Annotated in this window: 21 protein-coding genes; 14 read left to right on the forward strand and 7 right to left on the reverse strand. The window is 61.2% G+C overall.

Translation table 11 applies throughout. The annotated features are described in order from the left end of the window. Positions 1–82 precede the first annotated feature (82 nt). The 5 genes from ACSBPU_RS21775 (at position 83) to ACSBPU_RS21795 (ending at position 4,434) form a co-directional block, all read left to right on the forward strand. Positions 83–574: an Lrp/AsnC family transcriptional regulator gene (locus ACSBPU_RS21775; protein ID WP_442594160.1), complete on the forward strand. Its 492-nt coding sequence runs from the start codon at positions 83–85 to the stop codon at positions 572–574. 162 nt (positions 575–736) lie between these two features. Then, positions 737–1,636 carry a TauD/TfdA dioxygenase family protein gene (locus ACSBPU_RS21780; RefSeq protein WP_442594162.1) on the forward strand — a complete coding sequence of 300 codons (900 nt, stop codon included), beginning with the start codon at positions 737–739 and terminating at the stop codon, positions 1,634–1,636. Between the two features lie 34 nt (positions 1,637–1,670). Continuing rightward, positions 1,671–2,708 (forward strand): ABC transporter substrate-binding protein, encoded by a 1,038-nt coding sequence (locus ACSBPU_RS21785; protein WP_442594164.1) that lies wholly within the window; start codon positions 1,671–1,673, stop codon positions 2,706–2,708. After that, the gene (locus ACSBPU_RS21790) at positions 2,708–3,559 is read left to right on the forward strand and encodes an ABC transporter ATP-binding protein (RefSeq protein WP_442594166.1); all 852 of its coding nucleotides are present in this window, start codon (positions 2,708–2,710) and stop codon (positions 3,557–3,559) included. The genes ACSBPU_RS21785 and ACSBPU_RS21790 overlap by 1 nt, the downstream gene beginning before the upstream one ends. Beyond that, complete coding sequence (locus ACSBPU_RS21795; RefSeq protein WP_442594168.1) at positions 3,556–4,434, forward strand: ABC transporter permease; 879 nt, start codon at positions 3,556–3,558, stop codon at positions 4,432–4,434. The genes ACSBPU_RS21790 and ACSBPU_RS21795 overlap by 4 nt, the downstream gene beginning before the upstream one ends. A gap of 90 nt (positions 4,435–4,524) precedes the next feature. Here the strand turns inward: ACSBPU_RS21795 and ACSBPU_RS21800 are convergent, their stop codons facing one another. Genes ACSBPU_RS21800 through ACSBPU_RS21825 form a run of 6 tightly spaced genes read right to left on the reverse strand, consistent with a single transcriptional unit; the run spans position 4,525 to position 11,626 of the window. After that, positions 4,525–6,186: a Na+/H+ antiporter gene (locus ACSBPU_RS21800; RefSeq protein WP_442594170.1), complete on the reverse strand. Its 1,662-nt coding sequence runs from the start codon at positions 6,184–6,186 to the stop codon at positions 4,525–4,527. Between the two features lie 48 nt (positions 6,187–6,234). Continuing rightward, positions 6,235–7,317 carry a glycosyltransferase family 4 protein gene (locus ACSBPU_RS21805; protein WP_442594172.1) on the reverse strand — a complete coding sequence of 361 codons (1,083 nt, stop codon included), beginning with the start codon at positions 7,315–7,317 and terminating at the stop codon, positions 6,235–6,237. 13 nt (positions 7,318–7,330) lie between these two features. Next, positions 7,331–8,734, reverse strand: coding sequence for an MFS transporter (locus tag ACSBPU_RS21810; RefSeq protein ID WP_442598475.1), 1,404 nt, complete (start codon positions 8,732–8,734; stop codon positions 7,331–7,333). Then, a complete protein-coding gene (gene glmU, locus ACSBPU_RS21815) occupies positions 8,722–10,101 on the reverse strand; it encodes a bifunctional UDP-N-acetylglucosamine diphosphorylase/glucosamine-1-phosphate N-acetyltransferase GlmU (RefSeq protein WP_442594174.1) in 1,380 nt (459 codons plus the stop codon). Before glmU ends, ACSBPU_RS21810 begins: the two co-directional genes overlap by 13 nt. A gap of 24 nt (positions 10,102–10,125) precedes the next feature. Beyond that, positions 10,126–10,749 carry a PhaM family polyhydroxyalkanoate granule multifunctional regulatory protein gene (locus ACSBPU_RS21820; protein ID WP_442594176.1) on the reverse strand — a complete coding sequence of 208 codons (624 nt, stop codon included), beginning with the start codon at positions 10,747–10,749 and terminating at the stop codon, positions 10,126–10,128. Between the two features lie 43 nt (positions 10,750–10,792). Continuing rightward, a complete protein-coding gene (locus tag ACSBPU_RS21825; RefSeq protein ID WP_442594178.1) occupies positions 10,793–11,626 on the reverse strand; it encodes a DUF4743 domain-containing protein in 834 nt (277 codons plus the stop codon). Positions 11,627–11,899: 273 nt separating this feature from the next. On the opposite strand from ACSBPU_RS21825, the gene coxB reads away from it, so the two are divergent. From coxB to ACSBPU_RS21845, 4 genes are all read left to right on the forward strand, one after another. Then, positions 11,900–13,060 carry a cytochrome c oxidase subunit II gene (gene coxB / locus ACSBPU_RS21830; protein WP_180068701.1) on the forward strand — a complete coding sequence of 387 codons (1,161 nt, stop codon included), beginning with the start codon at positions 11,900–11,902 and terminating at the stop codon, positions 13,058–13,060. Between the two features lie 84 nt (positions 13,061–13,144). Continuing rightward, positions 13,145–14,743, forward strand: a complete 1,599-nt coding sequence (gene ctaD, locus ACSBPU_RS21835) for a cytochrome c oxidase subunit I (protein WP_442594181.1) — start codon at positions 13,145–13,147, stop codon at positions 14,741–14,743. Positions 14,744–14,881: 138 nt separating this feature from the next. Further along, a complete protein-coding gene (locus tag ACSBPU_RS21840; RefSeq protein ID WP_180068697.1) occupies positions 14,882–15,106 on the forward strand; it encodes a DUF2970 domain-containing protein in 225 nt (74 codons plus the stop codon). A gap of 39 nt (positions 15,107–15,145) precedes the next feature. Beyond that, a complete protein-coding gene (locus ACSBPU_RS21845) occupies positions 15,146–16,021 on the forward strand; it encodes a cytochrome c oxidase subunit 3 (RefSeq protein ID WP_180068695.1) in 876 nt (291 codons plus the stop codon). A 78-nt stretch (positions 16,022–16,099) separates the two neighbouring features. Here ACSBPU_RS21845 and ACSBPU_RS21850 read toward each other — a convergent pair whose 3' ends face one another. Then, a complete protein-coding gene (locus ACSBPU_RS21850; RefSeq protein ID WP_180068693.1) occupies positions 16,100–16,306 on the reverse strand; it encodes a twin transmembrane helix small protein in 207 nt (68 codons plus the stop codon). A gap of 34 nt (positions 16,307–16,340) precedes the next feature. On the opposite strand from ACSBPU_RS21850, the gene ACSBPU_RS21855 reads away from it, so the two are divergent. The 5 genes from ACSBPU_RS21855 (at position 16,341) to ACSBPU_RS21875 (ending at position 20,330) form a co-directional block, all read left to right on the forward strand. After that, positions 16,341–17,141 (forward strand): SURF1 family protein, encoded by an 801-nt coding sequence (locus ACSBPU_RS21855; RefSeq protein WP_442594184.1) that lies wholly within the window; start codon positions 16,341–16,343, stop codon positions 17,139–17,141. Between the two features lie 66 nt (positions 17,142–17,207). Further along, positions 17,208–17,801, forward strand: coding sequence for an SCO family protein (locus ACSBPU_RS21860; protein ID WP_442598477.1), 594 nt, complete (start codon positions 17,208–17,210; stop codon positions 17,799–17,801). An 8-nt stretch (positions 17,802–17,809) separates the two neighbouring features. Further along, positions 17,810–18,820, forward strand: coding sequence for a COX15/CtaA family protein (locus ACSBPU_RS21865; protein WP_442598479.1), 1,011 nt, complete (start codon positions 17,810–17,812; stop codon positions 18,818–18,820). Continuing rightward, on the forward strand, positions 18,817–19,707 hold the full coding sequence (cyoE, locus tag ACSBPU_RS21870; protein ID WP_180068687.1) for a heme o synthase: 891 nt from the start codon (positions 18,817–18,819) through the stop codon (positions 19,705–19,707). The genes ACSBPU_RS21865 and cyoE overlap by 4 nt, the downstream gene beginning before the upstream one ends. Positions 19,708–19,727: 20 nt before the next feature. Beyond that, the gene (locus ACSBPU_RS21875) at positions 19,728–20,330 is read left to right on the forward strand and encodes an SCO family protein (protein WP_442594186.1); all 603 of its coding nucleotides are present in this window, start codon (positions 19,728–19,730) and stop codon (positions 20,328–20,330) included. The last annotated feature ends 4 nt before the right edge of the window (positions 20,331–20,334 follow it).

Consider the following 20,334-nt stretch of genomic DNA (forward strand, 5'->3'; position numbering starts at 1 on the left):
ATAATTATGGTATTTTATTTCTGTATCTTTTTATGTCGGAATTTTATTTCATATACGCGGTATTAAAGAAATAAATATCATCATGCCCGATTTTGACGATCTGGACTTACGCATATTGGAACAACTGCAATCGGACAGTTCGTTGACCAATCATGAATTATCACGACGCGTGCATGCTTCGGCACCGACCTGCCTTCGGCGTGTGCGTCGACTGATGGACGAAGGCGTCATCGAGAAGCAGGTAGCCATCCTGGATCCGACGAAACTGGGCAGCAGCCTGACGGCGATCATCGAAATCACGCTGGACATACAAACCATCGAGGCCCTGCAAGAATTCGAGGCGCATGTTGCGCAAGAGCCCGCCATCCTGCAGTGCTATCGGGTATCGCCGGGGCCGGACTTCATCATCATGGCGCACGTGGCCGACATGCCCGCTTATCATGCCATGGCGCACCGGGTCTTTACTTCGCAGGCCAACGTGCGCAACGTACGCAGCTTCTTTTCCATCCACCGCAGCAAGTTCGAGACGCGCGTTCCTCTGGGAACGGAAGGGGTCAGACCCCATGGGGTCTGACCCCGGCACACCTTGAAAAAGGGGGTCAGACCCCGTACGGGGTCTGACCCCCAAATAAGCTTACTACCCATAAGCAAAACAAAAATTATTCGTTTGGAAGTCGGCGCGGCTTGCACATACTGATGATCACATCAGCGCAACCTTCAAGCCCGTGGAGCAAACATGCCGACAGCCACCCTATTGCGCGTCCCTGACGCCGACGCCTTGCCGCAATCCTTCGAGATCCATCCTTTCGACGGCCCGCTCGGGGCGGAGATCACTGGACTGGATCTGGGCCGTCCCCTGGCCCAACACGACTTCGCCCGCATCGTTCGGGCGCACCTGGATCATCACGTTCTGGTTTTCCGAAGTCAGCGGATCACGCCGCAGCAGCATGTGGATTTCAGCCGCCGCTTCGGCCCCTTGATGATCCATGTGCTGCACCAGTTCCACCTGCCTGGCTTTCCGGAGATTCTGACGGTATCGAATGTGATGCGGGAAGGAAAACCCATAGGCCTGGGGGACGCCGGGAAGTACTGGCATTCGGATATCTCGTACAAGGCCGTGCCCAGCCTGGGGTCGCTGCTCCATGCCCAGGAACTTCCTTCCGAGGGGGGCGACACCCTCTTTGCCAACATGCACCTGGCTTGGGATACCTTGCCATCGCATCTGCGGCGCGCGGTGGAAGGACGCCAGGCCGTGCATTCCTATCTGGCCAAATACGGCCAGATGCAAAAGGCCGCCAATTGGCGGCCCAATCTGAGTCCGGATCAACTGGCGCTGGTCAAGGATGTGGTCCATCCCGTCGTTCGCACTCACCCCGAAACCGGGCGCAAGGCGCTGTTCGTCAGCGAGGGCTTCACGACGCAGATCATCGGTCTGCCCAAAGACGAGAGCCGTGCAGTTCTTGATGAGCTGTTTGCCCACAGTGTCCGGGCGGAACACGTTTATCGCCACGCATGGCAAGCACACGACCTCGTGTTCTGGGACAACCGCTCGCTCATTCATCTTGCCACTGGCTGCCCTGCCCATCTGGCACGCACTTTGTACCGAACCACCATTGAAGGCGACGTCCCGTTCTGAGCCTGCCTTCGACTCAACAAGCAAAGGAATAAACATGAATACCAAGAAGCATCATGCCAAGCCGGCATTCGGCAAGATTCTGGGCGCGATTTCAATCAGCGTCTCCTTGCTGGCGGCCGGGTCGGGCGTCGCCCGCGCCGAAGGCCAGCTGCGCATCGCCGAGCAGTTCGGCATTGTGTACCTGCTGCTGAACATCGTGCGCGACCAGGGATTGGTCGAAAAGCACGGGAAGGCGCATGGCGTCGACATCAAGGTGGACTGGGTGAAGTTATCGGGAGGCAATGCCATCAACGACGCCCTGCTTTCCAACAACATCGATATCGCCGCCGCCGGCGTCGGCCCGCTGCTTACCATATGGGATCGCACGCGAGGCAAACAGAACGTGAAGGGCATTGCTTCGCTGGGCAACTTCCCCACCTATCTCGTCACCAATAACCCAAAGGTGAAAAGCATCGCCGACTTCACCGACAAGGACCGCATTGCGCTGCCGGCGGTCGGCGTATCCGTCCAGGCGCGGATCCTGCAGATGGCGGCTGCGCAACAATGGGGCGACGAACACTACAAGCGCCTGGACAGCATATCGGTCGCGCTGCCTCATCCCGATGCCGCCGCGGCGATCATTGCGGGCGGCACGGAGATCAGCGCCCATTTCGGCAATCCACCTTTCCAGGACCAGGAGCTGGCTGAAAATCCAAACGCCAGGCTGGTGCTGAAATCGTATGACGTGCTGGGTGGCCCAGCGTCGTCCACCGTGCTGTTCACGACGGAAAGCTTCCGATCCAATAGTCCCAAGACCTATGGCGCGTTTCTCGACGCTCTGGGCGAGGCGGCACGGTTCGCCAGCCTGCACCCCGAGCAGGCCGCCGACACCTACTTGCGGGTGACCGGGGCGAAAATCGATCGGGACTTTCTGATCAAGCTGGTCAAGAACCCGGACATCGAATACACCATCAAGCCGCAGAACACGCTCGGGCTGGCGCAGTTCATGCACAAGGTCGGCGCCGTCAAGAACCGGCCCGCGTCCTGGCAGGACTATTTCTTTGACGATGCGCGTATCTCGGGAGGCAGCTGATGGACAAGACAGCATGGCATTCGGCGGGCCCGGCGCCTGCCGCTCGGCTGAATCCCGCGCCACAATACGCTCTGCTGGACGTGGATGGCGTGACCTTGGAATACGCCACGCCCGAACGGACCGTCCAGGCAACACGCAAGGTCAGCTTCGAGGTAGACGCTTCGGACCGCTTCGTGCTCTTGGGTCCTTCAGGCTGCGGGAAATCGACATTGTTGAAAGCAATCGCCGGCTTCGTCCGCCCGACAGAGGGCCAGATAAGGCTGGACGGCGCGGTGATCCGCGCACCGGGCCCCGATCGCATTGTCGTGTTCCAAGAGTTCGACCAGTTGCCGCCGTGGAAAACGGTGCGCCAGAACGTGGCCTTTCCGTTGCTGGCTTCACGCAGCGTGGGCAAGCGCGAGGCCTACGACCGCGCCGATCACTATCTCGAGAAAGTGGGCCTTGCCGATTTTGCGCGGGCCTATCCGCATATGCTGTCGGGAGGCATGAAGCAGCGGGTGGCCATTGCTCGAGCACTGGCCATGCAGCCCAAAGTCCTGCTGATGGATGAGCCTTTTGCCGCGCTCGATGCCCTGACTCGAAGAAAAATGCAGGAAGAATTGCTGGCGCTATGGGAGGAAGTGCATTTCACGCTGCTGTTCGTGACACACTCGATTGAAGAAGCCTTGCTGATCGGCAACCGCATCCTGCTGTTGTCGCCCCACCCCGGCCGGGTGCGCGCGGAGATATCCGCGCATAAATTCGGTTTGCACAGCCAGGGCGGTACAGACTTTCAGGCGACCGCGGCACGCATACACCGTTTGTTGTTCGAACATGACCACGAGCCGGCGCAGCGGCGGGAGGCCGCGTGAACACGACCGCTCAAACCTTCGCCCATCCGCGGCGCCCCGAGTATGAGCTCGCTCTCGAACCGCTCGATACGCAGGCTCCAGCCCCTTCGCCACCTTGGAGCCTGCGGCTCTGGCGGCATGGGGCGCTACGCAAGGCGGCCATTCTGGCGACGCTTCTTTTGATATGGGAAGTCGTCGCTCGCTTTCAGAATAACGACCTGCTGCTGCCCGGAGTCGTTCAGACCGCCGGCGCCTTCCTGGCCGGCATGGAGAGCGGCGAACTGCTGCAGCGCGCCGCCCAGTCCCTGTGGGTATTGATCCAGGCTTATGTATTGGGCATTGGGCTGGCTTTCCTGTTCACGTCGCTGGCCATCTCCACTCAGGCCGGGCGCGATCTGCTGGCAACGCTTACAGCCATGTTCAACCCGTTGCCCGCCATTGCCCTGCTGCCGCTTGCATTGCTGTGGTTCGGCTTGGGCAAAGGCAGTCTGATTTTTGTGATCGTGCATTCGGTGCTGTGGGCCTTGGCGCTGAATACCTATTCCGGCTTTCTTTCCGTGCCGGCCACACTCCGCATGGCAGGAAGGAACTATGGCCTGAAAGGGCCGCGCTATATGCTGTGTATTCTGGTTCCCGCGGCTCTGCCGTCCATTCTGGCCGGTTTGAAGATCGCCTGGGCTTTCGCATGGCGAACGCTGATCGCGGCTGAACTGGTATTCGGATCCGCCGGAGGGGGCGGCGGCCTGGGCTGGTACATTTTCCAAAGCCGCAACGAACTGTATACCGATCAGGTGTTCGCCGGCCTCATTACGGTCGTGCTGATCGGACTCGCCGTGGAGAGCCTGGTGTTCAATACGCTGGAGCGACACACCGTCAAGCGCTGGGGTATGGCTTAGTTGGGGTCAGACCCCGCGGGGTCCGACCCCGGCGCAAATTGAATGGGGTCAGACCCCATACGGGGTCTGACCCCAGGGAGTGTTGCGGGGTCAGACCCCGTAGGGGGTCTGACCCCTAAGGCTGGACTCCATCAGGTCGATCTCATGCAGCAAGCGCCTATGCAGGTCATCGTCGATGCTGCCGGCAATCCGCAAGCGATACAGCTCATCGCGCTCGGCCTTCAGGCCCTCCAGTCGTACGCTGCGCTCGGCTTCGGCCAGCAGGCGCCGGCTTTCCTCATCCTCGCCGCTGGCATCACCGTATTCCAGCCGTCGCCGGTATACGTCCAGCAAGTGGGCACCGGCCTCGGCCCTGGCATGATGCAAGGGTGTGTCGGCTTCCTGTTCTGCCACGAACTGTTCGATGCGCCGGACCGCGGCCTCCGCCGCGGCGGTGCGTGCGGCGGTTTCCTGATGCGCGCCGCGCGCCTTCGACCGGGGCAAGTCTCCGCCAAGATCGCGCGCCAGCAAAGGCAAGCCGATGCTGGCAATCAGCAAGGACAGCAAGATGACGCCCATCGCCAGGAAGATGACCAGCGTGCGCGCCGGAAACGGCGTGCCATCGCTCATTAGGAAGGGCAGCGTCAGGATGCCGGCAAGAGTGATCGCCCCCCGGCAACCCGCCGTGGCAGCCACAAGGATGAGGCGGGTTTGCGGCATGGTCCGCTTTTTTCCCAGCAGCGCCGCGTGAAAAACAGTCAGCCGCAGCGACACCCAGACCCATGCAAAGCGCAGAAGGCCCAGCATAAGGGTAATGGCCAGCAGCACGCCTAGTAAATGCCAGGTGTTGATGTGGCTTTCGGCTGCGACCTCCGGAAGACTGCGAATAATGCCGGGCAATTGCTCTCCCAGCAGGATGAAAATCGCGCCATTGAGGGTGGCCTGCACGGTATCCCAGACAGCGCTGCGCTGCATCCGGGTTGCGGCCTGGGGCCGGCCCGCCAGATCGGTGTAGTGCATGGCGATACCGGCCACGGCCGCGGCCAGCACACCCGATACGTGTACTTGCTCGGCTGCCAGGTAGGCGGCGAAAGGGATCAGCAAGCTGATCAGGATCTGTATTGCGGGCTCTTCGCCCGTGCGCCGCACCAATATCCGGTTCAGCGTTCCCACGGCCCAGGTGACGGCCAGTCCGATGAGCACCCCGCCGCCCGCCACCATGATGAAGCTCTTGGATGCTTCGGTGATCGAAAAAGCGCCAGTCATCACCGCGGCCACGGCGAAGCTGAAGCAGACCAGCCCTGTCGCATCATTGAGCAGGGACTCGCCTTCCAGAATATGCATCAGCCGCGACGGCAATGGCGAACTCGCGGTCATGGCCGATACGGCAACCGGATCGGTGGGCGAAAGGATGGCGGCCAGCGCGAACGCCACGGCCAGCGGAATAGCGGGAATCACCCATTGGATGAAGAAGCCGATGCCGACCACCGTAAAGATCACCAGCCCGATGGCCAGCATGAGTATCGGCTTCCAGTCCCGGAAGAATGCGCCCTTGGGAATACGCCACCCATCCAGGAACAGCAAGGGAGGAATGAAGAGAAGAAAGAATAAATGCGGATCGAGCGCGACATCGAACCCAAAGACATAGGACATGCAGGCGCCAATGGCGATCTGCAGCAGCGGCATCGGAATCCGGATGGGCAGCAGGCGCACGATGAAGCCGCTGACAACCACCGCCAGCAGGAAAACGAGAACCATGGAGATTTCATGCATGCGCGACTCCTTGTGGGGTCAGACCCCATGCGGGGTCTGACCCCGGTATTAGGGGGTCAGACCCCGTACGGGGTCTGACCCCTTCACCATCTCATACAAGGCCAGATACCGTCGGCCCATCATCACGACGTCGTGTTCCCGCTCGACGTAATTGCGGGCCTTTTCGACCATCGCGGCACGCCGGCCGCGATCCGACAGGACCAGGTCAATGGCGTCCGCCATGGCGGCATGGTCGCCCACCGGACACAGCAAGCCCCGCCCATCCGCCAGGATCTCGGCCAGCCCCCCGGTATCGGTCGCCACGACGGGCACGGAGTACTGGAAAGCGTCCAACACGCTCGTGCCCAGCGCTTCATGGCGCGAGCTGATCACGAAGACGTCCATCAGACGATAAAGATCGTCGATCGCGCTACGAAAACCGGCGAAAAGAAAATGGTTCTCCAAGTCCAGCTCTTTGACCAGGGCGTACGTTGCCGCCTGTGCATCCCCACCCGCGCCAAGGTGCACGAAAACAAAGTCGTCGCGGCGCTGGCGCAACGCATGGACTGCCCGCACCAATGTACATGGGTCTTTCTCGGATGTCATGGCGGCAACGGTGCCCAGCACATGCTTGCCCGCCAGGTTGAACTCCTGCGTGAACGCATGCACATGCGCGGTGTCGACGGGCTTGGAGACGATGGCGCTGGGAATGATGGTGGCCTCCAGGCCCAGCCGCGCGGGCTCGGCAGCCGCCGCCCGGCTGATTGCCACGAGGGCATCCGCGCGGCGCCATTTCCATAAGGTGCGAGGCTCGCGGCGCGCGGGTACCGGGAAGGCCGTACGCCGGGTGAAAACGATTCTGTCCCCCAGCCAGGGCTTCAGGACGGCAAGCCAAGTAAGCATGTTGGCCGTCTGGGCATGCAGGATATCGAAGCCGCGTCCCCTGCCTGCCAGATATGCCAGCACGCCGAAAAGGTTCGCGTGCTGATGCACGATAAATCCTTCCTGGAATGCCCGTTGCGCAAGTTCCCCGCCTTTGCGCGCAAGCAGTTGAACATCGTGCCCGGCATCGCGGAACTGCCGCATGCAAAGCAAGGTCTGCCTTTCGCCTCCCCGCCAGCCGCGCTCGAAGTTCAATTGCAGGATTTTCATGCGCTGACAGGCCTTAGAGATCCAGGTCCGGAATCGGGCTGAAGTATCGCGCGATATTGACGCCCAGGGCGATCAGTGCGCAAACGCTGCCCGCCGCCACGGCCAGCACTGGGCCATGCTGTTGGCTGACGTTGAACGAGACCGCCACCAGCGCGGTGCCGAAGCTCTGCCCGAACACGCGTGTGGTTGCCTGCAGCCCGCCGGCCGCGCCACTGCGCCGGCGCGGCGCACCGGCCAGCAAGGCGCGGTTGTTCGGCGTCTGGAAAAAACCGAAGCCGATGCCGGCCAGCAGCATGCCCAGCACAAGCCAAAAAAAATCGGCGTCCATGGGCAAGATGATGAGGGAAAGCATGCCCGAGGCCATGCTCAATGCCCCGATACCGCATAACACGGCCACGGGATGGCGGCCCGAAAGGTATCCCGCCAGCGGCGCCATGGCGGCACCGCCAATGGACCAGGCACCCAGCAGCAGCCCCACATCCGCGTAGGAGTAGTCCAGCACATGGCGAAAATAGAAAGGCAGGGCGACAAAGGCGGACATCTGCGCGGCGAACGAAAAACCGGACGCGGCTACGGCGAAGGCAAGCGGTTTTATCCGCAAGAGGTCGATGGGCACCAGCGGGGCAACCTGGTCGCGTGAGCGTCGTACCAATGCCCAGCCGGCCAGGCCAGCCAGCACAAAGCACAATACGGCAAGCGCAGGTTTCTTGACCAGCGCATCCAGGCCCAGGATGGATAGACCAAAGAAGGGTGCGCTCAAGGCGCAAGCCATCCAGTCGAACCGGCCGCTGTTTCGGGGGACATCCGGCAGAAAGCGCAGGCCGAAGAAAATCAGCATGCCTATCGGGATGGTCACCAGGAATATCCACTGCCACGACCCTACCTCCAGGATGAAGGCGCCAAGCGTCGGCCCCAGAACCGCCATCAAGCCCACCGTGGACGCGTTCAGGCTTAGGCCGAAACCCAGCTTGCGGTTGGGATAGATGTTCCGCACCAGCCCGCCGAACAGGCACATGATCATCGAAGAGCCAACGCCCTGGCCTATGCGCGCAGACATGATCTGCCAGAAGGAGCCCGACAGCGCCGCAGCGAACGACATGACGATGAAAAGGAAAACGCCCCATCCCAGCATGCGTCGGAAACCCATGCGCTCCGCGACAGCGGATAACGGCAGGATGGACGACACCACGGTCAGGTTGTAGGCGATGGCGATCAACACGACGTCGCCGGGATTGATGTTCAGGTCTCGCGCAATGGCCGGCAGCGCCACATTCGCCATACTGGCGTCCAGGACGGAAACCGTGATCGTCAATAGCAGGACGGCGGTCGCCCAGTACATCCGGGGTGTTTCAAGCCCATCGGGAATGGCAGCCGCCCTGCTTCGCACTGCTTCTGCGCTTTTGCTCATGCCTGCGATTTCTTGACGGGCCGTTTCCAGGATTCGATGGTTTTCTGATTGCTGCGAGAAAGAGTGAGCTGGTTGGCCGGCGCGTCGCGAGTCAGGGTCGTGCCGGCGCCCAGGGTGGCGCCCTTGCCGATCCGCACCGGCGCCACGAGCTGGGAATCCGACCCGATGAAGGCGTCGTCCTCGATGATGGTCTGGTGCTTATTGACACCGTCGTAGTTGCAGGTAATGGTGCCTGCCCCGATATTCACGCGGGCGCCTACCTGCGCGTCCCCGATATACGCCAGGTGATTGGCTTTCGAACCCTGCCCCAGGACGCTTTTCTTGATTTCGACGAAATTGCCGACGTGGGCCTCGCCACCGATATCAGCGCCCGGACGCAGGCGGGCGTATGGCCCGATTCGGGCATCGTTCGCCACCTGCGCTTCCTGGATATGGCTATAGGCCTCGATCTGGGTGTTCGGCCCGATGGCGGAATCACGGATTACGCAGTGCGGCCCGACGCGCACACCGTCGGCAAGCTCGACATGCCCCTCGAAAACACAGCCGACGTCGATGAAGACGTCGCGCCCGCAGGTGAGCGTACCGCGCAGGTCGAAGCGCGCGGGATCGGCGAGCGTGACGCCTTGTTCGAGCAGCCCGCGAGCCTGCTGGGACTGCCAATGCCGTTCCAGTTGAGCTTGCTGCAGACGGCTGTTGACGCCCAGCGTTTCCCAGGCGGCCGAAGGATGGGCGGCGTGGACGGGCAACTGGTCGGCCACGGAAAGACCGATGACGTCGGTGAGGTAGTACTCGCCCTGAGCGTTATTGTTGTCGATGCGCTCCAGCCAGCCCTTCAACCGGGCGGTGGGCGCGACCAATATGCCGGTGTTCACTTCGGTGACGGCCAGTTCGGCGGCATTGGCGTCTTTATGCTCGACGATGCGCTGGACGTCGCCGCGCTCGTTGCGCACGATGCGCCCATAGCCGGAGGGATCTTCGAGACGCTCGGTAAGGATGGCCATGCCGCCCGCGCGCGCGTCCAGCAGGCGCTGAAGCGTATCGGCCTGGACAAGAGGCACGTCGCCATACAGTACCAGTGTCGCGTTGCCGGGCGCGCCGTCGTCCAGCAACAGGGGTGCCGCCTGCTGGACGGCATGGCCGGTGCCCTTCTGCGGGCTTTGAAGCGCGAACTCCAGGTCAGGCTGGCCATGGAAAGCCGCCTTGACCTGGTCAGCCCCATGTCCGACCACCACGACGATACGTGCGGGCTGCAGTTTGCGGGCATTATCGAGGACATGCGCCAGCATGGGTTTCCCGGCAATGGGATGCAGGACTTTGGGCAGATCGGACTGCATGCGCTTGCCCAGGCCGGCGGCCAGAATGACGATATTCAACATAAATGGTTTCTTGATAGGCTTTCTTTACTTGGATTTCGGTGTCGACGCCCGAGGCTTCCTGGACGTGGTTTTCTTTGCGGCTGCACGCGGCGCAGTCTTGGCCGCCGTCGGCGCGTCGGGTTCGCCGGCCATCCCCTGGGCTGCCGTGCGCATTGCCTCGGCTCCTTGCAGGGTGGCGCTGGTGGCGGCCGCCAGCGCATCGAACTGTTGCTGGAGCATGTCCCACCACCCTTGCGCCGCGGCCGTGGCCTGGGCCGTGTAAGCGTCCACCCCTTCGGCTTGGGGCGCCGCCGCGCCGGTCGGCATGGCGGCCGAGGCCGCCGCCATGCCGGCGCCGGCTCCCGAGACGAAGGACTTGAGCGTGGCAATGGTGGCGCGCTGGACCTCGAGGCCCTGAATGGTGCTGGACAGCATCGACAGGTTCATGCGCAGCCAGTTTTCCACGGCACGGAGATCGCTGATGCGGCGATCGAACTCTTCGAGTGACATGGTGGGCGTAATCTTGGTGGCGTCGAAGCTGCCGGCGTCGGCCAGCCCTTGCCAAGCTTGACGCATCATTTCCATGCTGGCCATGAGCGGGTTTTGCGATAGGTCGCCGCCTTGGCCAAAGCCCGGTAGCACGAAAGGGTTATGTGATTGAGTCGCCATATGATGTCCTTTGATGCATGGTGTTGGTCAGAGGCTGGATGCTTTATGGAACCTGGCCCTCTTGCATGCGCCGTTCCAGCCCTTCGAGAATCACGAGCTCGGCCTCGCGTGTGAATTCGCCGGCTTCGACCATGGACCATAGGTCTGCCAGCGATACGAGTTTGATTTCACTGACTTCGCCGTCCAGATTGCGGGGCACGACCGATTCCGCAAGCACCACGTCGCTGACCAGCACGTCTTCGACCTGATAGCCTTCGGGCAATCGCCTGTGCATGCGCAATATGGTGCGTAGCGGCGTACGTGAACAGATATCCTGCGGTTCCAGGCCGGCTTCCTCGTTGCTTTCCCGCAACAACGAAGTATCAAGGTTTTCCCCTGCCCCGGCAAGCCCCCCGACAAGCGTATCCCACATGCCCGGGTCGGTGGATTTGGTCAGCGAGCGGCGTGCCACCCAAAGGCCGCCGCCGGGCGACCAGGCATTCAAGTGCACGGCCTTGGTCAGCAAGCCAAGAGGCCGCACCGCGGCGCGCTCGATCACGGAAAGCCGCTTGCCTTCGCCGTAGACATCCAGGAGTTCATTGCGCCAGCCTCGCAGGCAGCCTGCATCGCGCAGGGTAAAGGCAAGCCTTTCGAAAACGCTGGGCAAAGACATGCGCTGCTGGGGAGCGGCCGTGAGATGCACCGCTTCGTCCTCGACATGGATGCCGGGCAAGCCGTCGGCATGGAGGGTGGCTGTTTGGGTGATCCAGCCCGCCACTCGCCCCGATACGGTCAACGGCCGCGACCCGGTGGGCGGCAATTGCTGAATGCGTTTAGCAAGCTGGTTCTTGCGCATGGCCAGCTGGGGCGCAAGCTCGGAAGCGGGGGCGTCTTTCATGCCGATAATTGTAGTGCAAAGCCCACCGGCGCTCGCGCCGGATTCGAGGAAACGCGCCTACTGGCAGCAATGGCTTCATGGGCATTAAACCCACGGTCAGCTCATGTTCGCTATAATTCCGCGGGACACTATAGGTAAATTGAGCAGGTAGTCCGCTACGTTAACATTTTAAGCCTGCCATCCAATAATTTTGTGCCCACCGAACGTTATTTCGCCATGGTTATTTGACCAGAATCAACGTTTGGCCCCTGGGCAACGTATTTAGAGGTCAGCATGAAGAAGGTGAGAGGGATACTGGGTGCTGGCGCCCTGCTGTTCGCAGGCGCGGTAAGTGCCCAGGTAAAGGATATGCCAGGAGGCCCACGGGTCAACCAACTCAATCTGCCGGAGGGGGTGACCAAGATCGCGCAGGACATCATGTGGATACACTGGATGATGCTCATTATCTGTGCGGTCATTTTCGTGGGCGTGTTCGGGGTAATGTTCTACTCCATTTTCACGCACCGAAAATCACGCGGCGCGATTCCCGCCAAATTCCACGAGCACGTGGGCGTGGAAATCGCCTGGACGGTCATCCCCTTTCTCATTGTCATCGGCATGGCGCTGCCCGCGACCCGCACCGTCGTGGCCATGAAAGACACTTCCAGTTCCGACCTGACCGTCAAGGTCACCGGCTATCAGTGGAAGTGGGGCTATGAATATGTCGACGGTCCCGCCCAGGGCGTCAAGTTCCTCTCTAACCTTAGCACTCCACGCGAACAGATCACCGGCCAGGCCCCGCGCTCCGACCTCTATCTCATGGAAGTCGACAATCCGCTGGTGGTGCCCGTCAATAAAAAAGTACGCATCGTCCTGACCGCCAACGACGTCATCCACTCCTGGATGGTGCCCGAGTTCGGCGTCAAGCAGGACGCCATGCCGGGCTTCCTCCGCGACACCTGGTTCCGTGCCGAAAAGATCGGCACCTACCGCGGCCAGTGTGCCGAACTCTGCGGAAAGGATCACGCCTTCATGCCCATCGTGGTCGACGTCGTTTCGCAGGAAGACTACGACAAATGGGCGGCCGACCAGAAGAAAGCGCTTGCCGCGGCGGCCGACGATCCCAACAAGGAATGGACCAAAGACGAACTCTTCGCACGCGGCGAAAAGGTGTATGCTGCAAACTGTGTGGCGTGCCACCAAGCCAATGGCAAGGGCTTGCCCAATACCTTCCCTGCCCTGGATGGCAGTGATAAGTATGTCCTGGGCCCCATGAAAGACCAGATTCTCACTGTGCTCAACGGCCATCCCGGCACCGCGATGGCGGCCTTCCGCGATCAGCTGAACGATGTCGAGATCGCCGCGGTCATCACCTACACCCGCAATGCCTGGAGCAATGCCGGCAAGGGCCAGGATCCGGTTGTTCAACCCGCTGACGTCAAGGCACTGCGCTGATACTTACGAAAAGCGCAAGTAAACCCACTAAGTGTTTTTCCGGACTGCTTGCAAGCAGTCCGGTAGAGTAGGAAGGAGTCCACCATGAGCAGTGTTACTGCTGACCACGTCCCTGCCAGTCACGGGCACGACGACCACGATCACAAGCCACACGGCTGGCGCCGCTGGCTTTTCGCCACCAACCACAAAGATATCGGTACGATGTACCTGATATTTTCCTTCTGCATGCTGCTCGAAGGCGGACTGCTGGCGCTATTGATCCGTACAGAACTGTTTTCCCCCGGCCTGCAGTTCTTCCAGCCGGAACTGTTCAATCAGTTCACCACCATGCACGGGCTGATCATGATCTTCGGCGCGATCATGCCCGCGTTCGTGGGCTTCGCCAACTGGATGATCCCCCTGCAGATCGGCGCCTCCGACATGGCTTTCGCCCGCATGAACAACTTCAGCTTCTGGCTGTTGCCCATCGGCGCCATCCTGTTCACGGTGTCCTTCTTCGTACCGGGCGGCGCCAACGCCGCAGGCTGGACCATGTACGCGCCGCTGTCGCTGCAAATGGGCCCCGGCATGGACTTCAACATCTTCGCCGTGCACATCCTCGGCGCGTCGTCCATCATGGGGGCCATCAACATCATCGTGACGATCCTGAACATGCGCGCGCCCGGCATGACGCTGATGAAAATGCCGCTGTTCTGCTGGACATGGCTGATCACCGCCTACCTGCTGCTGGCCATCATGCCGGTCCTGGCTGCCGCCGTCACCATGCTGCTCACCGACCGCCACTTCGGCACCAGCTTCTTCAATGCGGCCGCCGGCGGCGACCCGGTCCTGTACCAGCACGTGTTCTGGTTCTTCGGCCACCCCGAGGTCTACGTCATGATCCTCCCGGCCTTCGGCATCGTGTCCGCCGTGGTGCCGGCATTCGCGCGCAAGCAGCTGTTCGGCTACGCATCGATGGTCTATGCCACGGCCGCCATTGCCATCCTTTCCTTCCTGGTCTGGGCGCACCACATGTTCGCCACGGGCATGCCCGTCACCGGACAGCTGTACTTCATGTACGCAACCATGCTGATCTCCATCCCGACCGGCGTTAAGGTCTTCAACTGGGTGGCCACGATGTGGCGCGGCTCCATGACCTTCGAAACACCCATGCTGTTTGCCATCGGGTTCATTTTCGTGTTCACGATCGGCGGCTTCACCGGGCTGATCCTGGCCGTCGCCCCCATCGACATCGCCGTCCATGATACGTACTACGTCATTGCGCACTTCCACTACGTGATGGTGGCGGGCTCGCTGTTCGGCATGTATTCGGGCGCGTACTACTGGCTGCCGAAATGGACAGGCCGCATGTACGACGAGAAGCTGGGCAAGTGGCACTTCTGGCTGAGCATGATTTCATTCAACATCACGTTCTTCCCGATGCACTTCCTGGGCCTGGCCGGCATGCCCCGCCGTTATGCCGACTACGCCGCCCAATTCACGGACTTCAACGAAATCGCAAGTATCGGCGCCTTCGTCTTCGGATTCTCGCAGCTGATCTTCCTGTACCTTGCACTGAAGGCCTGGAACGGACGCGGCGAACCGGCTCCGGCCAAGCCGTGGGAAGGCGCGACGGGCCTCGAATGGACCGTTCCTTCGCCGGCCCCGTTCCATACGTTCGTAGAACCACCTGTTGTCAAGTAATCAGCAAGGCTTTTCCAGAATGACCCCCGAGCAACGCCGCAAGAACCGTAATACCGCCATCGCACTCGTCATCGTTGTCATTGCGGTGGTTGCCTGGGCGTTCTGGCGGGCCAGCGTCGGGGGCCTGGGAGGCTGACCATGACGAAAGACATCAAGGAACTGGCCGGGCGCAAGCTCAATTTTTTCCAGACAATGAAAGCCGTTGCCTGGGGATTTTTCGGCGTACGCAAAGGCAAAGGATATGCCGATGACATTTCCAGCCTTAACCCGGTCCACCTGATCATCGCCGGCATCATCGCCGCGATCGTGTTTGTGGTGGGACTGGTGATGATCGCGCGCTGGTTCACCGGCTATTTGACGTAACCTAATTACTATTAATTCGATAAATCGCAGGAGAAGACCATGAGTGCAAGTCACGTAGCTCAGGGTAAAGAGGCACCCTACTATTACGTGCCCGCCGACTCAGTACACCCGGTACGCGCCAGCGCGTCCCTGTTGATCACGCTGCTGGGCGCGGCGCTGTGGATCAATGGATCCACGATCGGGTTCTATATGGTCCTGGTCGGCTTACTATGTTTGTTCGTCGTGCTGTACGGCTGGTTCGGCGACGCCATACGCGAGTCGGAAGCGGGCATCAACAGCCAGCGCGTCGATCACTCCTACCGCTGGAGCATGGCCTGGTTCATCTTTTCCGAGGTCATGTTCTTCAGCGCCTTCTTCGGCTCGCTGTGGTATGCCCGGGAATTCACCACTCCCATGCTCAGCAACCTGGATCACCAGACCTTGCTGTGGCCGAACTTCAGCGGCACCTGGCCCAATTTCGGCCCGGCCGGCATCGTACCCGAGTTCAAGACCGTAGGCCCCTTCTGGCTGCCCACGATCAATACCGCCCTGCTGCTCAGCTCGGGCCTTACCCTGACCATCTCGCACCACGCGCTGCGCGCCAATCACCGCGGCAAGGCGATCTTCTGGCTGGCGGCGACCGTGATCCTGGGCTTCACCTTCGTGGGCTGTCAGGCATACGAATACATGCACGCCTATCAAGACCTGAACCTGCGCTTCGACTCCGGCGCTTATGGCGCGCTGTTCTACATGCTCACCGGCTTCCATGGTTTTCACGTGATTCTGGGCGCCACCTTCCTGACCGTCATCCTGTTCAGGCTCATGAAAGGCCACTTCACCGCCGATCACCACTTCGGCTTCGAAGGCGCCGCGTGGTACTGGCACTTCGTTGACGTGGTGTGGCTGGGCCTGTATTTGTTCGTCTACTGGTTCTAAGCCTGCCAGCTTCACCGAAAAAAAGCGCTCCCTGCCGCGTTTGCGACATGCAGCCCCCTCAAGGGGGCGCTTTTTTGCTCAGCGGGCAACGAGGCCGGTGCTTTGTATCCAGCCCATATGATGGGCAAACAGCACGAACAGAAACAGGGCAATGGACAGACCGATACGCACGGTCAATGCATTGACCGTCCGGTTGGTGCCGCCTTTGTCGCGCATCAGGTAAACAAGGGCGGAGGCCAGGCTTCCGATGATGCCCAAGAAAGCCAGGATAACGACAATACGCATGAAAGCCTCCCGTTAAACTTCAATTATTGCAGACATGGCCCGCCCACACACTCCTTATCGCTTGTTTGCCGCCCTGATCCTCATGGCGCTGCTGGCGGTCGTGTTCGGGCGCCTGGGCAACTGGCAGCTGGATCGCGCCTCGGAACGCGATGCGCTGAAGCAGGTCATGGAAGCAGGGCGGGCCCAGCCTCCTCTCGCATTGCAAGCGGACACACCCTCCGCCGCTCTGCAGGCCTGGCGTCCAGCTCAGGCCACCGGAACATGGCGGCATGAGCTCACCGTGCTGCTCGAGAACCGGAATTTTCAGGGCAAGCCCGGCTACTGGGTGGCCACGCCGCTGTTGCTTGCCGGGCCTTCGCACGCCGCCGTGCTGGTGCTCAGAGGCTGGATGCCGCGGCCGATGCGCCCCGGCGAAAGCCAGCTGCCCATACCTGCCCCGCAAGGCACTCAGACCATTCAAGGCGAGCTTCTCGACAGAGTGCCCCGCTTGTTTGAATTATGGTCTTGGTCGGACCAGTCGGCCACACGCCTGCCGGCACAGTTGCCGGACTCTTCCTCACCTTTGCCCAAGCTGCAGAATCTGGACTTGGCCGACTACGCCGCCGCCACCGGCCTGGATCTGTTGCCCACCGTGCTGGCCCAGACACAGGCTGCCGCTGGCCAGGAAAACGGGGCCGATCCTCTGTTGCGGGAGTGGCCGGATCCCATGCTGGACTCGGACAAGAACCGGGGATACGCGCTGCAGTGGTTCGGCTTCATGGCCATTGCCATCATTGTCTGCATCGGACTGGCCTGGCACCTGTTGCGCCGCGTGCTGCGACCGACCCACAAGTAAACAAGGAAACACATTTTGCCTAGCAAGACTCCAAACTCACCTGGTCCGAACGCCCGCCAACGGTCCATGTGGCCGCTTTATCTGATCCTGGCCATGTGCCTGGCGCCTGTCGTTTTCGCCATACTCGCGTACTATGTCCCCTCTCTTGGCTTGCGGCCCGATGGCACGAGCAACTATGGCGCGCTGGTCGATCCGCAGCGGACCATTCCAAGCGCCGAAGCGCTGCCGCTGACCACGCTCGACGGCACACCGTTCGATCTCGAATCCCTGCACGGCCACTGGATCCTGGTCAGTGCCGACAGCGGTGCATGCCCCGAAGCCTGCGTCAAGAAGCTGTTCACCTTGCGCAACTCGCATGCCAGTCAAGGTAAAAACGTAGAGCGCCTTGCGCGCGTATGGTTCGTCACCGACGAGGCGCCGGTCCCCGCGCAAGTGCTGGATGCATACAAGGGCACTCACATGCTGCGGGCCGACCCGGAGAAGCTTGCCGCTTTCCTCGCGCCCGGCGTGGAACCCTCGGCACGCGATGCGGCCCTTAAAGCCCCGATGTGGATCATTGACCCCCTGGGCAACCTGATGATGCAGTTTCCTGCGGATGCCGATCCCATCTCGGTGCGCGACGACATCACGAAACTGCTCAAGAATTCGCGCATCGGATAGCAGCCATGATTGATCGAATCCGAGCCCGTTACAGAAAACTGGTCTTCGCGACCTGGTTTCTTACACTGGACCTGATCATGTTCGGCGCCTTTGTCCGCCTGACGGATTCGGGACTGGGCTGTCCCGACTGGCCGGGCTGCTATGGAAAGATCACGCCTATCGGCGCGAGCGGCCACATCGAGCAGGCGCTCCAGGAGATGCCGTACGGTGCGGTCAGCTTTTCCAAGGCATGGATAGAAATGATCCATCGCTACGTCGGTTCCATCCTGGGCATGATGATCATCGGCATCGTGTATCTGGCCTGGCGCTATCGGCGCGAACTGGGCCATAGCCCGCGGCTCGCCATCGTGACGCTCATTGCCGTCTGCGTGCAGGGCGCCTTCGGCGCCTGGACGGTCACGCACCAATTGATGCCCATCGTGGTGACGGCTCACCTGCTGGGCGGCATGCTGCTGCTCGCCCTCATGACCTGGCTTGCGGCGCGCGAGAAACGCCACAAACCCCTTTTGCCCAATGCGCGACGCTGGCTCGGCTGGACCGTGGTCGGCGTTGCGCTGCTTTTTGCACAGATCGCACTGGGCGGATGGGTCAGCACCAATTATGCCGCCCTGGCCTGCATGGACTTTCCTTTGTGCCACGGGGAACTGGTGCCCGAGATGGACTTCCACGGAGGTTATTCCCTGGTGCGCGGTCTGGGGGTCCTTCCCTCAGGTGAAATGATCTCCCAGCATGCGCTTACCGCCATCCATTGGGTGCACCGCAATTTCGCCTTCCTGGTCTTCGCCTATCTGGGCCTCCTGGCCTGGAGGCTGCGCAGCGACCCAGGGCTGCGCGGGCCGGCCCACTTGGTGCTCGCCTTGCTGCTGGCCCAGTTGCTTACCGGCTTGACCACCATTTTCTTTCAATGGCCGCTGCTCATCGCCGTGCTGCACAATGGCGGCGCGGCGGGGCTGGTCCTGGCGAGCGTCACCCTGCTGGTGCGCCTTTCCCATGACGATGAGGCTAGAATATTGACATGACCACTGCATCCGCCCCCACGCAAACCCTTTTCAGGCAGTACCTGGTTCTGACCAAGCCGCGTGTCACGCAATTGGCCGTCTTTTGCGCCGTCATCGGCATGTTTCTTGCCAGTCCCGGCCTGCCCGACCTTGGCGTGGTGGTAGCCGCCACGGCGGGCATCTGGCTGCTGGCTGCGGCGGCATTCGCCGTGAACTGCCTGATCGAGCAGGAAATCGACGCCCGCATGCTGCGCACTGCCCGCCGCGCGACCGCCCGGGGCACCATCAGCAATACCCAGGTCATCCTGTTTTCCGGCATGCTGGGCGGATTGGGCATGCTGGTTCTGTATCACTTGGTCAACCCGCTTACCATGTGGCTGACTTTCGCGACCTTTGTCGGCTATGCCATCGTCTATACGATGATCCTCAAGCCCCTCACGCCTCAGAACATCGTGATCGGCGGGCTGTCCGGCGCCATGCCGCCCGCGCTGGGCTGGGCCGCCGTGGCCAACGCCGTCCCGGCCGAAGCCTGGATACTGGTGCTCATCATTTTCATCTGGACGCCGCCTCATTTCTGGGCACTGGCCCTGTATCGCAACAATGACTACGCGAAGTCCGGCCTTCCCATGCTTCCCGTGACCCACGGCAAACAGTTCACCCGCCTGCATATTCTTTTGTACAGCCTGGTGCTGTTTGCCACCACGCTGCTTCCTTTCATCATCCGCATGAGCGGCCCGCTGTACCTTGCCTGCGCAATTGTGCTCAGCGGCTTGTTCGTGATCAACGCATGGAAACTCTATAAAGAGTATTCTGATGAACAGTCCAGGAAGCTGTTCCGCTTCTCGATACTGTATCTGGCCTTGTTGTTCGCAGCCTTGCTGCTCGATCATTGGGCCGGACTGATTTGATTTCACAACCCGGACGCCTTATGTTTTCTTTTTCGACCAAGCGCCGCGCCCTCATCGGCCTGGCAGCCGCCACCGCTCTTGCTCCCGTACTTTCCGCCTGCGGCAAGAAAGAAGTGGCCTTTCTCGGATCGGACATCACCGGAACCAAGCTCGGACGCGATCTGGCCATGCAGGACGGCAGCGGAGCGGTACGCACGCTGGACGATTACAAGGGCAAGGTCTGCGTGGTCTTTTTCGGATACACCCAATGCCCCGATGTCTGCCCGACATCGATGGCGGAACTTGCGCAAGTCATGGAGCTCCTCGGCAAGGACGCCGGCGACGTGCAGGTGCTGATGGTCAGCGTCGACCCGGATCGCGACACGCCCGAAATCCTGTCGGCCTACACCCAAGCGTTTCACCCCAGCTTCGTGGGCCTGACCGGCACGCCGGAGCAAGTCGCCACGACGGCCAAGTCCTTCAAGGCCTACTACGCCAAAGCGGCGGGCCCGGCGCCCGATCAGTACACCATGGATCACGCCTCGTCCTTCTACCTGATCGACAAGCAGGGCGAAGCCAGGGTGCTGGTGTCCGGCAAGGCCAGCGCCCAGGACATCGCCAGCGACATTCGGCAATTGCTCTAGGGCC

The organism is Parapusillimonas sp. JC17 (genome assembly GCF_052180245.1).
In the GTDB taxonomy this organism is placed as follows: domain Bacteria; phylum Pseudomonadota; class Gammaproteobacteria; order Burkholderiales; family Burkholderiaceae_B; genus Parapusillimonas.